This window comes from Kitasatospora sp. McL0602, from assembly GCF_052076145.1.
Taxonomy (GTDB): Bacteria; Actinomycetota; Actinomycetes; order Streptomycetales; family Streptomycetaceae; genus Kitasatospora.
In genome coordinates this window covers 3,630,861-3,645,827 of sequence record NZ_CP197246.1, presented here as the reverse complement: position 1 = coordinate 3,645,827, position 14,967 = coordinate 3,630,861, and the positions used below count along the sequence as shown (strand labels likewise).

The 14,967-nt window shown below is 73.9% G+C and carries 12 protein-coding genes and 1 pseudogene; 3 read left to right on the top strand and 10 right to left on the bottom strand.

Annotated elements, in window-relative coordinates:
- Positions 1-14 precede the first annotated feature (14 nt).
- The 9 genes and pseudogenes from ACR68M_RS16535 to ACR68M_RS16495 form a co-directional block, all read right to left on the bottom strand.
- The gene (locus ACR68M_RS16535; RefSeq protein ID WP_441251272.1) at positions 15-2,084 is read right to left on the bottom strand and encodes a hypothetical protein; all 2,070 of its coding nucleotides are present in this window, start codon (positions 2,082-2,084) and stop codon (positions 15-17) included.
- Complete coding sequence (locus tag ACR68M_RS16530) at positions 2,081-2,863, bottom strand: hypothetical protein (protein ID WP_441251271.1); 783 nt, start codon at positions 2,861-2,863, stop codon at positions 2,081-2,083. The genes ACR68M_RS16535 and ACR68M_RS16530 overlap by 4 nt, the downstream gene beginning before the upstream one ends.
- A 215-nt stretch (positions 2,864-3,078) precedes the next feature.
- Complete coding sequence (locus tag ACR68M_RS16525) at positions 3,079-4,056, bottom strand: NAD(P)H-quinone oxidoreductase (protein WP_441251270.1); 978 nt, start codon at positions 4,054-4,056, stop codon at positions 3,079-3,081.
- A 63-nt stretch (positions 4,057-4,119) separates the two neighbouring features.
- Positions 4,120-5,130, bottom strand: coding sequence for a potassium channel family protein (locus tag ACR68M_RS16520; protein ID WP_441251630.1), 1,011 nt, complete (start codon positions 5,128-5,130; stop codon positions 4,120-4,122).
- A 56-nt stretch (positions 5,131-5,186) separates the two neighbouring features.
- The gene (locus tag ACR68M_RS16515; protein ID WP_441251629.1) at positions 5,187-6,371 is read right to left on the bottom strand and encodes a molybdopterin molybdotransferase MoeA; all 1,185 of its coding nucleotides are present in this window, start codon (positions 6,369-6,371) and stop codon (positions 5,187-5,189) included.
- Positions 6,372-6,418: 47 nt separating this feature from the next.
- Positions 6,419-7,349, bottom strand: a pseudogene (locus ACR68M_RS16510) (NTP transferase domain-containing protein).
- 29 nt (positions 7,350-7,378) lie between these two features.
- Positions 7,379-8,332 carry an MBL fold metallo-hydrolase gene (locus ACR68M_RS16505; protein ID WP_441251269.1) on the bottom strand — a complete coding sequence of 318 codons (954 nt, stop codon included), beginning with the start codon at positions 8,330-8,332 and terminating at the stop codon, positions 7,379-7,381.
- A gap of 121 nt (positions 8,333-8,453) precedes the next feature.
- Complete coding sequence (locus tag ACR68M_RS16500; protein ID WP_441251268.1) at positions 8,454-9,389, bottom strand: DMT family transporter; 936 nt, start codon at positions 9,387-9,389, stop codon at positions 8,454-8,456.
- Positions 9,390-9,463: 74 nt separating this feature from the next.
- A complete protein-coding gene (locus ACR68M_RS16495; RefSeq protein ID WP_441250662.1) occupies positions 9,464-10,237 on the bottom strand; it encodes a polyprenol monophosphomannose synthase in 774 nt (257 codons plus the stop codon).
- A gap of 364 nt (positions 10,238-10,601) precedes the next feature.
- Between ACR68M_RS16495 and ACR68M_RS16490 the strand changes: the two genes are divergently transcribed.
- Both ACR68M_RS16490 and manA read left to right on the top strand, forming a co-directional pair.
- Entirely contained in the window at positions 10,602-11,987 is a 1,386-nt protein-coding gene (locus ACR68M_RS16490) for a phosphomannomutase/phosphoglucomutase (protein WP_441251267.1), read from the top strand.
- Between the two features lie 129 nt (positions 11,988-12,116).
- Positions 12,117-13,310, top strand: a complete 1,194-nt coding sequence (manA, locus tag ACR68M_RS16485; protein WP_441251266.1) for a mannose-6-phosphate isomerase, class I — start codon at positions 12,117-12,119, stop codon at positions 13,308-13,310.
- Between the two features lie 40 nt (positions 13,311-13,350).
- Here the strand turns inward: manA and ACR68M_RS16480 are convergent, their stop codons facing one another.
- Positions 13,351-13,878 carry an ArsR/SmtB family transcription factor gene (locus ACR68M_RS16480; RefSeq protein WP_441251265.1) on the bottom strand — a complete coding sequence of 176 codons (528 nt, stop codon included), beginning with the start codon at positions 13,876-13,878 and terminating at the stop codon, positions 13,351-13,353.
- A 91-nt stretch (positions 13,879-13,969) separates the two neighbouring features.
- Between ACR68M_RS16480 and ACR68M_RS16475 the strand changes: the two genes are divergently transcribed.
- Positions 13,970-14,947 carry a DUF2218 domain-containing protein gene (locus ACR68M_RS16475; RefSeq protein WP_441251264.1) on the top strand — a complete coding sequence of 326 codons (978 nt, stop codon included), beginning with the start codon at positions 13,970-13,972 and terminating at the stop codon, positions 14,945-14,947.
- Positions 14,948-14,967 lie beyond the last annotated feature (20 nt).

Genomic DNA, 14,967 nt, shown 5'->3' with positions numbered 1-14,967 from the left:
CTCCTTGACAAATGTCAGTCCCCGGGCCGGGTGCCGGCCCGTTGCAGGGCGTCCAGCAACCGCAGCGCCTCGCCCTTGCCGAGCCGCCCGGCGGGCGCCGCGGCGAGCCGTTGCAGGCCCAGTACCAGGGCCTGCCACTCGCGCGGGCTCAGCCTCGCCTCCAGCTCGCCGCCGATCAGACCCAGATCCCCCTGCGGGTCGGCGCCCGACCGGTCGACCGTCCGCAGGCAGGCGAAGAGCGAGCGCCGGGCCCGGCCCATGGTCGGCAGGGCCCGCAGCAGCGGGGCCCAGAGATCGGCGAGCAGTTCGGCCCGCTCCCGGCGGGCCGGCTCGCTCGCCGGCTCCGCGCCGAGCAGCAGCCCGGCCGCCGTCGAGCCGCCGCGCGGGCTCTCCGCCTCCAGCACCGCCAGTGCGGCCTGCCGGGCCAGCTCCCTCGGCCGGTACGAGTACGGCCGGTCGATGAAGCGCGCCGCCCGGCTGCGCAGCACCCCCAGCACCACCTGGGTGTCCTCGCCGTAGTCGACCAGGCCGGCGAAGAGCCGCCCCAGCTCCTCGACGGCCAGCACCTCACCGGCCGGTTCCTGACCCGCGACGTGCCAGATCCAGCGCACCGCCTCGGCGGGGAAGCGCACCCCGAGCTCACCGCCGAACACCAGCGCGGCGAGACCGCGGCGCATGGGGTCGCGGTCGCAGGCGCAGCGCCGGGCGATGTCCAGCGCGGCCGCGGCCACCTCGTCGTCCATCGCCATCCACCAGAGTGTGTAGACGGCGGTGAGGCGCTCGGCCGGGGTGCTGGCGCGCCCCGTCCAGGGCCAGAGGTACTGCGTCAGGACCTCCTCGAAGGCCGCGCGGGCGAGCAGTGCGAGCCCGGCGGCGACGGAGACCTGGAGCTCCGCGTCCTCGGCCGGGTCGGCCGCCTCCACGAGCAGGCCGAGCCAGCGCCGGACGCCGTCCCACAGCTCGTTGTGGTAGCGCTGCCAGAGCTCGCGCAGGACTTGCGCCCGGTGGGCGGCGCGGCGGAACACCACGGCGTTGCGGGGAAGCGCGCCGACCAGCAGCCTGGTGGTGGTGATCAGCCCGCCCTCGGTGGTCAGCTCGGCCCGCAGCGGCCGGAAGGTGGTCTCCCCGCCCTCGGCCGGGCCGTCCTCCCCCGCGCCTTCACGCTCCAGGGCGGACCGGAGCAGGCTCAGCACCCGCTCGAAGTCCCGCTCCCCGGCGCCCGGGACGAAGGCCAGTGCGACCACCGACAGCAACGGGCGCGGCTCGGGCCGGGCCTCGAACCAGGCGGTGACCTCGGGGTCGAGGGCGGAGGTGCGCTCGGCCCAGACCTGCTCGGGCGGCTCCCCGTCGGCGATCCGCCCGGCGATCCGGGCCAGCTCGCGGGGTGTGGCGTCCTCGTGGCGGTGGAGCAGCGCCAGCTCGACGGTCGGCCCGTCGCACCCGGCGTGCCCGAGGGCCGTCCGCAGCACCTCGACCGGGTCCGGGGCGGCCCAGCGCACCGGGGTCAGCGAGCTGGGCGCCCCCGGGGTGAACCGCTCGGCCCTGGCGGTGACCACCAGGTAGGCACCGCAGGCGAGGACCTGGTCCCGGACCTGCCGCCAGCCGAAGTCCTGCGGCTCCCCGCCCGCGAGTTCCTCCGTCCGGTTGAGCAGGGCGTAGCCCCAGCCGCGCTCGTACGGCGCCTTCGCCAGCTCGTCGGCGGCGAGGACGGGTGAGAGCAGCCGCAGCGGGCCGGAGGTGACCTCCCGCAGCAGATTGACCGCTCCGCTGCGCTTTCCCGTACCGGCGGGCCCGGTCAGCAGTACCACCCGCTCCCGGTGCAGCGCCCCGAGTGCCTCCTCGTACGGCGCCGGGCGGACGTACCCCACCAGCAGCTCGCCGACCTCGGCCTCGGAGAGGTTGCCGGTGTTGCTGCGGCGGCCGGTGGGCTGTTCGGCGCCGGTGCCGAAGTGCGCGCCCGCCGCGTTGACCTGGCCGTGGAAGTGGTTGTGCACGCCTGGGCCGAGGCTCTCGGCGGGCTGCGGGCCGGCGGGCGGGGGCGCGGCGGGCGGGGAGGCTGCGGGCGGCTCCTCCGGGGCGTTCATCTTCGGCCTTGGGAGACACCGAAGTTGGCCCGCCTGGCGTCCACCGACCCGTGGAAGTGGTTGACCACCTGGGCGCCGGCCGGCTCGGCCGGGCCGGGCGCGGCAGGCCCGGCGGGCTCGGCGGGCGCGGCGGGCGCGGCAGGTGGTGCGGGCGGGTCGTCGAGGTCGAGCCGGTGCACGTCACCGCCCGGCACCCAGAGCCAGGCCGGCTCCTCGAAGTCCTTCGCCGGGAGGGCGACCCGCACCTCGCGGAAGTCGGCCGGGCGCAGGCTCGTCCGCCGCTGGAGCACGGTGTCCTGGAAGACCTGCCGGGAGAGGGCCAGGGCCAGCCCGGCGTCCGGTGAGCCGTCCAGCGCCCGGCTCAGCTGCGGGCTGTCGACCAGCCGGGAGACGAGCACCGGCGCCGGGCCGCCGTGACCGAGCGGCCCCGGCTCGGCCAGGCCGTGGTGCACGGCCATCCGGACCCGGCAGCGGACGCCCTCCGGCGCCTGCCCGTTGTGCTCGGCCAGGCCCGCCATCAGGGCCCGGACGAAGCCGTCGACCAGCCGCAGCTCAGCCTCGTCCTGCTCCGGGACGAAGGCCAGCACGGAGTCCCCGCCGACCTGCTCCTCCCAGCCCGACCGGTCGAGACCGGCCTCCCCAGCCGCCCGGTCGATCAGCCCGGAGAGCACCTCCTGCACCCCGAGGTGCTCCGACAGCACCCTCGGCCCGTACTTCTTGACGTCCACCCGGAAGAGCAGTCTGCGGCTCGCTCGTTCCGGTCTCTGCGGTGTGTTCATGACCAACCCCAGGGAGCTCGCGGCGGGGCTTGCCCGTCGCCACCAGCAACTCAGTGGCTGGATATTGTCACACCGTAGGCCGAAGTAGAAATTGGAAAGAACCGATCAATTCATCGATCACCAGAGATGATGTTCCGTCAATTCCGCACCACTGCATGATCACTGACTGATCAACAGATCGGATCGGATCCGGCCGGGCCGAGAACGCCGGGCGCTCACGCCCGCAGCACGACCTTGCCGACCTGCTCGCCCGCCTCCACCACGCGGTGGGCGGTGGCGGCCTCGGCCAGCGGCAGCACCCGGTCGACGACCGGCTTGACCACCCCCGCCTCGACCAGGGGCCAGACGTGCTCGCGGACGGCCGCCACGATCGCCGCCTTCTCGGCCAGCGGGCGGCCGCGCAGGTTGGTCGCCGCCACGGCCGCGCGCTTGCGCAGCAGGGTGCCGAGGTCCAGCTCCGCCTTGACGCCGCCCTGGAGACCGATGATCACCAGACGGCCGTTGACGGCCAGGGCGTCCACGTTCCGCTGGAGGTACTTGGCACCCATGATGTCGAGGACGACATCCGCCCCGGCGCCCCCGGTGGCCTCCCGGACGGCCGCCACGAAGTCCTGCTCGCGGTAGTTGACCAGGACGTCGGCGCCCAGCTCCGCGCAGCGCGCCAGCTTCTCCGAACTGCCCGCCGTCACCACCACCCTGGCGCCCACCGCCTTGGCCAGCTGGATCGCCATCGTGCCGATGCCGCTGCCGCCACCGTGCAGCAGCACCGTCTCGGCGGGCCGCAGGTGGGCCACCATGAACACGTTCGACCAGACCGTCGCCGCGACCTCCGGCAGCGCGGCGGCCTGCTCCAGGGACAGCCCCTGCGGGACGGGCAGCAGCTGGCCGACCGGCACGGCGACCCGCTCGGCGTACCCGCCACCGGACAGCAGCGCACACACCTCGTCGCCGACGCCCCAGCCCGACACCCCGGGGCCGAGCGCGGCGATCCGCCCGGAACACTCCAGCCCCGGGTACGGGGACGAGCCCGGCGGCGGGTCGTAGAAGCCCTGCCGCTGCAGCAGGTCAGCCCGGTTGACGGCGGTCGCCGCCACCTCGACCAGCACCTCGCCCTCGCCGGGCACCGGCTCGGGCACCACGGCCCGGACGAGTGCTTCAGGGCCACCGGGCACGGGGATCGTCATCGCATACATGCCCCCGACGCTACTGCCAACGCCCCGCCGGGCGCGGGTCAACCCGCCTGGCGGCCGGCCGGGTCAGCCGCTGCGCGGCACCGCCCGCTGGATGGTGATCACCCGGTCGGTCAGCTGGAGCACGGCGGCCTCCGGCTCGGTGTACTTCAGCACCCGGTGCCCCCGGACCACCGCGACCACCAGGTCCTCGCACTCGCGCGGACTCCGCCCGGCCTCGTCCCGGGTGACCGGGCGCTCGACCACGTCCAGCCCCGTCCCGTACGTCAGCAGGTCCTCCATCACCGCACCCGCGTGCGGGCTGAGCATCGACATGCCGAGCAGCCGCCCGGCCGAGCTCGAACTCGTCACCACCACGTCCGCCCCGCTCTGCCGCAGCAGCGGCGCGTTCTCGTCCTCCCGGACGGCGGCGACGACGGTGGCCGACTTGTTCAGCTGGCGCGCCGTCAACGTCACCAGCACCGCCGTGTCGTCCCGCTCCGGGGCGACCACCACCCGTGCGGCGTTGGGGAGTTCGGCCCGCATCAGGGTGTCCGTCCGGGTCGCGTCGCCGAGCACCCCGACCAGGCCGTCCCGGGTCGCCTGGTCGATCACCTTGCGCTGCGGGTCGACCACCACGATCGACTCCTTCGGCACCCCCTGGCCGACCAGCGTGTCGACGGCGCTGCGCCCCTTGGTGCCGTACCCGACGACGACGGTGTGCTCCCGCACGGTGGACCTCCAGCGGTTGAGCCGCCACTGCTGGCGCGTGCGCTCGGTCAGCACCTCCAGGGTGGTGCCGACCAGGATGATCAGGAAGACCACGCGCAGCGGCGTGATCACCAGGATGTTGGTGAGCCGGGCACCGTCGCTGACCGGCGTGATGTCGCCGTAGCCGGTGGTGGAGAGCGTGACGGTCGCGTAGTACGCGGCGTCCAGGAAGCTCACCGAGTCGTCGGCGTTGTCGTGGTACCCGGCCCGGTCCAACCAGACGATCAGCGTCGTGACGGCCAGCACCAGCAGCGCCAGCGCCAACCGCAGCCCGACCTGCCGCAGCGGCGGGGCCGCCGGGCGGGCCGGCAGCAGCACGTCCGTCACGTCCGGCCCGGCCGGCGGGCGCAGCCGCAGCAGCGGGGGGCGGCCCCGGCCCGCGCTCACGGCACGGCCAGCAGCTCGACCGGCCCGCCCGCCGGTACGCCGCCGGGCGGCACCACGGCGAGGGTCTCGGCCAGCGCGAGACCGCGCAGCATCGCCGGGCCGTCGAAGGCGAGCGGCAGCACACCCCGCTCGGTCCGGACGGCCGGGAGCAGCCGGGTGTCGGTGGCGTGCCCGGGGAGGTCGGCGGCGGCCGTCGCGGGGCAGGCCGGTGTCGCGGGGCGGCCGGAGAGGCGGTGCAGCAGCGGCAGGGCGAGCGTGACGGTGCCCGCGACGGCCGCCAGCGGATTGCCCGGAAGGCCCACCAGATGCCGGCCCCCGGGCAGTTCGGCCAGCACCATCGGGTGCCCCGGCCGGACGGCCACGCCGTCGACCAGCAGCCGCCCACCGGCCGCCACCAGGGCGTCGTGCAGGAAGTCGACCGGCCCGGCCGCCGTACCGCCGGTGGTGAGCACCAGGTCGGCGGGCGAGTGCCGCACCGCGTCCCGGAGCATCCCGAAGTCGTCCCGGACGTACCGGCGGCCGATCACCTCGGCGCCCGCCGCGAGCAGCCACGGCGGCAGCATCGGGCCGAGCGCGTCCCGGACCAGGCCGGGCCCCGGCAGGCCCGCCGCGAGCAGCTCGTCGCCGAGCACCAGCAGCTCGACGGTCGGGCGGCGGTGCACGATGAGCCGGTCGTGCCCGCAGGCCGCCGCCAGGCCCAGCACCGCAGGGGTGACGGGCGTGCCCGCCGGGAGCAGCGGCTCCCCGAGGCGGCACTCCTGACCGCGCGGCCGCACGTCCTGCCCCGGCGGCACCGGCCCGCCGGCGTGCAGCAGGCCCTGCTCGGTGCGGCCGTGCTCGCGGCGCAGCACGCCCGTGGCGCCGGGCGGCAACTGCGCCCCGGTGGCGATCTCCACCGCCTCGCCGTCGGCCAGCGGCGGGGCCGCCTGCCCGGCCAGCACCCGGCCGGTGGTCCGCCAGGGCCCCGGCCCCGCGACCGCCCAGCCGTCCATCGCCGAGGTGTCGAAGGCGGGCAGGTCGGTGAGTGCGGCGAGCGGGGCGGCCAGCGTGTGGCCGAGCGCCGCCGCGAGCTCCAGCTCCGTCGCGGGCAGCGGTTGACGCACCGCCAGCCGCGCGGCCCGGCGGGCCTGCGGCCACGGGCAGCCGTTCAGCTGCCCGCCGAGCGGGCCGGTCTCCGTCACGTCTGCCGCTTTCCCCGTCAGGTCGGAGAGCACCGTCAGGGTGTCCGTCACGCCTCGGCCCAGCGCTCGGCGAGCCCCGCGGCCTTGGCCGAGGCGGCGGCGACGGCCTCCGCACCGCCGCCCTGCTGGGCCGCCGCGTAGCCGATCAGGAAGGTCGTGAGCGGCGCGGCCGGGCGGTCCACCCCGTGCGCAACCACCCGGGCGAGGTCGAGCAGCCCCCGGACATCGACGTCGAGGTCGATGCCCAGCTCGGTACAGGCCTCGGTGATCCAGTCATCCAGCGTGCGCTCCATGGCCCCATGCTGCCTGATCCGACGACCCCGGGACGGCTCCCACGGTGACGTTTCGCTCACCTGCCCGACGGCCCCCCGTGAGAACCCGCCGCAGTCGGCTTCAGCAGTGCTGTTCGGCCCGGTCGCGCTGTTCCGCCTGGGCGAGCTCCTCCCAGGTGTCGCAGTCGTACGCGACGCCTGCCGGGTCGGCGAGCCGGGTGGTGGTGAGTTGGGTGGTGAGGCGGCGGAGCGGGAGGCCGGCCGGCTCGCCGAGGGTGGCGAGGGCGGCGCGCAGGGGGGCCGTCCGGTAGGCGGCGGCGAGCGGCTGGTCGCGTCCGGCCGCGTCGACCAGCAGGGCGGCGTCCTGTTCCTCGTCGTCGAGGGCGGCGAGCAGGCGGGTGACGGTCGGCCGGTCCAGGAAGGGCAGGTCGGCCGCGAGCAGCAGCACCCGGTCGGCCGTCACCTGGGCGAGCCCGGCCGCGACGGCCGCGACCGGCCCGCCGCCGGGGGGCTCCTCGCGGGTCCACCGGACGCCGCCGTACGCGGTCTCCCGCTCGGGGCCGACCACCACCGTCCGGCCGGCGTCGGGGCAGACGGCGAGCACCCGGTCGAGCAGCCGCCGCCCACCGACCTGCAGCGCGGGCTTGTCCGCTCCGCCGAGCCTGCGGGCCCCGCCGCCCGCCAGCACCACCGCGTCGTACGTCATACCGCCAGTATCGGCCCGGCGGACGGGCTTCAGGGGTCCTCGACGATCTCCGCGTCGATGATCCCGTTCTCGTCCGGGACGGGGGAGCGGCGGGCGAGATCCTGCCGGGCGGCGTTCGCGGCGGTGTTGGCGGCCGCGCCGAGTTCGAGGATCGCCGGGAGGGTGAGACCGCCGTAGCGGCTGCCGAGGGCGGCGATCAGGGCCTCGGGGTCGTGCGGGTGGGCGGCGAGCGCGTGGTCGAAGTCCTGGAGGTACTCGCCGGTGAAGCCGAGGACGCGTACGGCGTCGTCGTCCGCCCCGGGTGCGCGGTGGCCCGCGATGACGCGGTCGACGTCGAGGTCGGCGATCCGGCCGAGGTTGTGGATCCACTGCTCGCGCTCGGCGGGGCCGGTGTCAGCCGTCCAGACGTGGGTGCCGTTGTAGGCGAAGTCCCCGGCGACGACGGTGCGGACGCTGGGGACGTGGACGAGCGTGGAGGAGGCGCAGTCGCCCTGGCCCAGGTACAGGACGCGGATCAGCTGGCGGTCGATCATCAGGGGCTGCGGCAGCAGCGCTGCGGGCAGCAGCGGCTGGTCGGGGATGTCGTCGCCGTAGACGGGCTTCCACTGGGCGACCTTGGCGGCGCCGGTGCGGGCGATCTCCGCGACGACCTGGGGTGCAGCCAGCAGCTGGGCCTTGGGGAAGAGCCGCAGCACCTCCTCCGCGCCGAAGTAGTGGTCGGGGTGCTGGTGGGTGACGACGATGGCCAGCAGGGTGCGGTCCTTGCCCGCGATCCACTCCGCGAGCTCGCGGCCCGCGCTGCGGGTGAGCTGGGCGTCGACCAGGATCGCGGTGCGCTCGCCCATGATCAGTGTGGAGGTGGCGAAGAACGCCGTCTCGGGGCCGGTGAACACCTCGACCCGCAGCGGCGCGGGGGCCGGGCCCGCCGCACCGCCCCCGGCCGGCTCCGCTCCGGCGGTCTGGTCGGGCGAGGACGGCGTCACATCGGCTCCCTGTTCGGCTGGACGGCTGGACGGGCCCGAGCGGGGTCCCGTACGGGACAAGCTTGGGAGCAGCGGCCCGGGATTGCCGGGTAGGCGCGCCCAGCCGGGTGAGTCGCGCCGGTCACCCGGAGGCGGGCGCGGCAGCCGCCCGCCGGGGGCCGACCCGCAGCAGGCCCTGGCCGATCGCCACCCCGAGCAGCACCACCAGCGCGCCCACGGGCTGGTTCCAGCTGAGGTGCTCACCGAGCAGCAGCACGCCCGCCGCGACGGAGACGATCGGCATCAGGTACGACACCATGGTGGCCGTGACGGCTCCGGCCCGGCGGATGACGCGGTAGTTGAGCAGGTAGGCGATCGCGGTGCAGAACACGCCGAGCGCCAGCACCGAGCCGGCCACCTGAGGGGTCCACCAGCGGCCGAGGCCGGTCGGCAGCCCGCCGGAGAGCAGCGGCGCGGCCACGGCGGCCTCGACGGTGGCGATCACGACCTGCACGGTGGAGAGTTCGAGCACCGTCTCCGGCCGCCCGACCAACGTCCGCTTCGCGTACGGGAAGCCGAGGGCGTAGCAGCCGGCCGCCGCCAGGCAGGCGAGCTGCCCGGCCAGGCTCTCGCCGTGGCCGCCGCGCCAGACGCCGAGCACCACCAGCACTCCGGCGAAGCCGATCGGCAGGCCGACCAGGCGGGCGCGGCCGGGCCGCTCCTCGGGCAGTGCGACGAGGGCGACGAGCATGGCCAGCACCGGGGTGGTGGCGTTGAAGATCCCCGCGAGGACGGAGGAGACGTGCTGCTCGCCCCAGGAGAAGAGCATGAACGGCGCGACGTTCACCAGCGCCGCCACCACCGCCGAGTGGCCCCAGACGGCGGGGTCGCGCGGCAGCCGCTGTCTCGTCACCGCCAGCACCACGAGCAGCGTGACCGCGCCGACGGCGATCCGTCCGAGGGCGACGTACGCGGGTGGTATCACCTGCACCGCGACCTTGACGAAGAGGAAGCTGCTGCCCCAGATCAGGGCCAGCAACAGCATCGCGTCCCACCAACGTGCCTTCGGTGCAGTCATACCGGCACCGTAGGGGTGGGACGCGACGAGGCCCAGCGAATATCGGGGCCGCGGTTGCCTGGTGCTGCTTGGTGCTACTTGGTGCCGAGTCGGCCGCCGGTGATCTTGTGGAGGCGGCTGGTGATGCCCCAGCCGGTGACGCGGAAGAGGGCTTCGACGAGGATGTTGCGGCTCATCTTGGAGGCGCCGAATTCGCGTTCGATGAAGGTGATGGGGACTTCGACGACCTTGTAGCCGGTCTTGACGGTGCGCCAGGCGAGGTCGACCTGGAAGCAGTAGCCGGCGGAGGCGACTTCGTCCATGCCGAGGCCGAGGAGGGTGTCCTTGCGGAAGGCGCGGTAGCCGCCGGTGACGTCCTTGATGGGGACGTTCAGCATGAGGCGGGAGTAGAGGGAGCCGCCGCGGGAGATGAGGAGGCGGGACTTGGGCCAGTTGACCACCTTGCCGCCGTCGACCCAGCGGGAGCCCTGGACGAGGTCGGCGGTGCGCAGGGCGGTGAGGAGGCGGTGGAGTTCCTCGGGCTGGTGGGAGCCGTCGGCGTCCATCTCGACGAGGACGTCGTAGCCGTTGTCGATGCCCCAGCGGAAACCCGCGAGGTAGGCGGCGCCGAGGCCTTCCTTGCCCTTGCGGTGCATGACCTGGACGTGATCGTCGTCGGCGGCGATCTTGTCGGCGAGGTCGCCGGTGCCGTCGGGGCTGTTGTCGTCGGCGACCAGGACGTGCACCTCGGGGACGGCCGCGCGCACCCGGGAGACGATCCGCTCGACGTTCTCCGCCTCGTTGTAGGTCGGGATGATCACCAGAACCTTGCCGAGATCGGCGAAGGTGGTCTCCTCAGGGGCAGTCACGTCTGAGCCTTTCGAAGCAGTCTGGGAAGAGGCACCGAGCCCACAGCCGAGGGTCAGGTCGGCGGTTCGCATCAGGCTGTACCCGCACAAGCCGGGCCCACGCGGTACGAAGATGTCAAGAATCCGCATGCTACAACGGGCGGACAGCCACGCCCGACCTGCCCCGGCCCACCAGGTAGTCTTCCTGCTCAACCTGAACACCAGCGGGTCGCGGAGCAGGGTCGCTCGCGTACCGGCCTCGCCACCAGCCGCGCCCTCGTACCCCATGAGGTCAGCCGGCCCGACGGACCCGGCGCCTCCCGCACCGGTGTCGACCGAGAGCGTGCGGCCCACCGGACCGCACCGAACAGGGTGGAGCTGGACAGTGCGGGACCTGAAGCAGTTGGTGAAGGCGTACGACGTCCGGGGTGTGGTGCCGGATCAGTGGGACGAGGGGTTGTCGCGGGCGTTCGGTGCGGCGTTCGTGCGGGTGGTGGGTGCGTCGTCGGTCGTGGTGGGGCATGACATGCGTCCGTCGTCGCCGTCGCTGTCGCGGGCGTTCGCCGAGGGTGCTGCGGCGTCGGGTGCGGATGTGGTGCTGATCGGGCTGTGCTCGACGGACCAGCTGTACTACGCGTCCGGTTCGCTGGATCTGCCGGGGGCGATGTTCACCGCCTCGCACAACCCCGCGCAGTACAACGGCATCAAGCTGTGCCGCTCGGGTGCCGCGCCCGTGGGTCAGGACACCGGCCTGGACGAGATCCGCGAACTCGTCGAATCCTGGACCGGCGCCGACGGCACCGTCACCGTCCCGCCGCTGGACGTGACGCCGGGGGCGCTGTCGGAGCAGGACACGCTGCGCGGCTACGCCGACCACCTGCTGGGGCTGGTCGACCTGACCGCGATCCGGCCGCTGAAGGTCGTCGTGGATGCGGGCAACGGGATGGGCGGCCACACCGTGCCGACCGTGCTGGCGGGGCTGCCGCTGGACGTCGACGCGCTGTACTTCGAACTCGACGGCACCTTCCCCAACCACGAGGCCAACCCCCTCGACCCGAAGAACCTCGTCGACCTGCAGGCGAGGGTCCGCGAGATTGGTGCGGACATCGGGCTGGCCTTCGACGGCGACGCCGACCGCTGCTTCGTCGTCGACGAGCGCGGCGAGCCCGTCTCCCCCTCCGCGATCACCGCCCTGGTCGCCGCCCGCGAGATCGCCCGCGCCCAAGCCGGCGGCGAGACCAACCCGGTGGTCATCCACAACCTGATCACCTCCTGGACCGTCCCCGAGGTCGTCCGCGAACTCGGCGCCACCCCCGTACGCACCCGCGTCGGCCACTCCTTCATCAAGCAGGAAATGGCCGAAACCGGCGCCGTCTTCGGCGGCGAACACTCCGCCCACTACTACTTCCGCGACTTCTGGCGCGCCGACACCGGCATGCTCGCCGCCCTCCACGTCCTCGCCGCCCTCGGCCACCAGGACGGCACCCTCTCCGCCCTCACCGCCGAATACGACCGCTACGCCGCCTCCGGCGAGATCAACTCCACCGTCACCGACCAGGCCGCCCGCCTCGCCGCCGTCCGCGCCGCCTACGACAACCGGCCCGACACCACCCTCGACACCCTCGACGGCCTCACCGTCACCGGCCCCGACTGGTGGTTCAACCTCCGCGCCTCCAACACCGAACCCCTGCTACGCCTCAACGTCGAAGCCAAGGACCCCGCAGTCATGACCGCCCTGCGCGACACCGTCCTCACCCTCGTCCGCACCTGACTGAGGCTGCCCCCCGACCGGGGCGGCCGACGTCGCACGGCCACCCCGGTGTCACTCGCCTGTTACGAACCGTCGGCTAGGGTCGTTCTCCTCCGCCGCACCAGCACCCCGCCCCGAAGGACCGCCCTCATGGACAGGCTCGCCAACACCGTCCGCCCCTACGCCTGGGGGTCGGCCACGGCCATTCCCGAGCTGCTGGGCCAGCAGGCGACCGGCGAGCCGCAGGCCGAGCTCTGGATGGGCGCCCACCCCGGCGCACCCTCCCGCGTCGACCGGGGCGACGGCCCGCAGTCGCTCGCCGAGCTGATCGCGGCGGACCCGCAGCGCGAGCTCGGCGCCGAAGCCGTCGGCAAGTTCGGCCCGGAGCTGCCCTTCCTGCTCAAGGTGCTCGCCGCCGGCAAGCCGCTCTCCATCCAGGCCCACCCCGACCTCGACCAGGCCCGCGCCGGCTACGCCGACGAGGAGGCCCGGGGCATCCCGGCCGACGCCCCGCACCGCAACTACAAGGACGCCAACCACAAGCCCGAACTCGTCTGCGCCCTGGACGAGTTCGAGGGCCTGTGCGGCTTCCGGCCGCCCGCCGAGTCGGCGGCCCTGCTGGAGTCGCTGGGCGTCCCCGCGCTCACCCCGCTGATCGAGCTGCTCCGCAACAAGCCCGAGGCGGAGGCCCTCGGCACGGCCCTCGCGACCGTGCTGTCGATGACCGGCGAGCAGGCCGCCGAGACCGTCGCCCGGACGGCCGCCGCCGTCGAACTGGCCGCCGCCGCCGACCCGGAGGGCCAGTTCGGCGGGTACGCCCGCGCAGCCCGCGAGTTCCCCGGCGACACCGGGCTGCTCGCCGCCCTGCTGCTCAACCACGTCCGGCTGCAGCCCGGCGAGGCGCTCTACCTGGGTGCGGGCGTGCCGCACGCCTATCTGCGCGGGGTCGGCATCGAGATCCTCGCCAACTCGGACAACGTGCTGCGCGGGGGCTTCACCCCCAAGCACGTGGACGTCCCCGAGCTGCTCCGGGTGGTCCGCCTCCAGGGCGGCCGTCCCGAGATCCTGCGCCCGCCGGTCTCCGACGACGGCGAGCAGCTCTACCCCGTCCCGATCGACGAGTTCCGCCTCTCCCGCTACCGCCTCGGCGCCGAGCCGCGCACCCTCGGCGGTGACGCCCCGCAGATCCTGCTCTGCACCGACGGCACCGCCGAGCTCACCGCCGCCGACGGCAGCACCCTCACCCTGGCTCGGGGTGAGTCCGCCTTCCTCCCCGCGACGGCCGGCCCGACCACCCTCACGGGTGACGGCGCGCTGCTCTTCCGAGCCACCGTCACGCTCTGAGCGACGTCGTACGAAGGACCCGACCGACGCATCGTCAGCCTTACTCCTCCTGCGCCAGACTGGGGATGTCGGCCCGGTAGAGGCTGATCAGCAGGCCGTACGCCTCCCCCCGGGAGCCGTCGGTGGGGGGCGGATCGGTGGCGAACACCTGCACCCGGGCGGTCAGCGCCTGCACCTCGTCGGGCGTGAGCCAGAGGTGGCGCAGCAGCGTCTCGGTGCCGCTCCGGTCGGGCAGCATCTCGCTCAGGGCCGCGTGGACCAGGAACTCCGGGCCCACCGCGGCGTCCCTGTGCAGCTTGAAACCCTTGCTGACCAGGGCGAAGTACTGCTCGGTGCCGCCGCGCACCTGCCGCGTCTCGGCGAGCTGCACGAGACCGGCCTCCCGGAGCACCCGTACGTGGTAACCGGCGGTTCCCTTGACCAGGCCCAGTGCGGTCGCCAGCTGGCGCAGCGTCGCGGGCCGCTGGCGCAGCACGTTGACCATGCGGTGGCGCACCGGGTGCCCGAGCGCCTTGAACTGCTCGGGTGACTGGAGCACCAGACCTTCGCCTTCGTCTTCCTCGTCCATGGCTTAAGTGTCCACTTCTCTCGACGCTTTGACAAACGTCGGCGTGGGACGGCAGACTCTGCCCCGTCGAAGTGTTCAATATTCTCGACGCTTGATTTTCCTACCTCTGGAGAACCCCGTGCCCGTCACCACCACCGAGCTCATCACCGACCGCCCCACCGCCTACATCGAGCAGCTCACCTCGCACCCCGCCCCCGACACAACCGCCGCAATGACCCTCGACGGTCGGGGCACCCTCACCTTCGACCGGGGCACCTGCGTGGTCCGGCGGGCCGGCCTGCGCCGACTGGAATTCGTCGTGTCGGCCGAGGACTTCGCCGCGCTGACCAGCATCCAGGACTCCGTCGCCCGCGAACTGCTGCGCCACGCCGACGACGAGGAGCTCGACCTCGCCTGGACGGAGCCCCTCACCGGCGACGACATCCAGACCCTCGACCCGGTCGTCAGCAACTACCTGCTCGCCCACTGCACGCCCGCCGACGAGCTGCTCCAGGAGCTGGTCGTCACGACCCGCGAGATCACCGGCCGGGCCGCCGGCATGCAGGTCTCGCACGACGAGGGCGTCTTCCTCTCCATGCTGACCAGCCTGGTCGGCGCCCGCTTCGCCGTCGAGGTCGGCGTCTTCACCGGGTACTCCTCGCTCTGCATCGCCCGCGCCCTCCCGGCCGACGGCCGCCTCCTCGCCCTCGACGTCAGCGAGGAGTGGACCTCCGTCGGCCAGGAGTTCTGGCAGCGTGCAGGCGTCGCCGACCGCATCGAGCTGAAGATCGGCCCCGCCCTCGACGCCCTCCGCGCGCTGCCCACCGACCAGACCATCGACATCGCCTTCATCGACGCCGACAAGACCGGCTACCCGGCCTACTACGAGGAGATCGTCACGCGCCTGCGCCCCGGCGGCCTCGTCGTCCTCGACAACGTCTTCCTCGGCGGCGGCACCCTCGACCCCGCCTGCCAGGAGAAGGAGTACGTCACCATGCGCGGCCTCAACGACCTCATCGCCGCCGACCCCCGGGTCGAATCCGTCATGCTCCCCGTCCGCGACGGCGTCACCCTCGCCCGCAAGCGCTGACCCTTCGCCCCGCCCCGAAA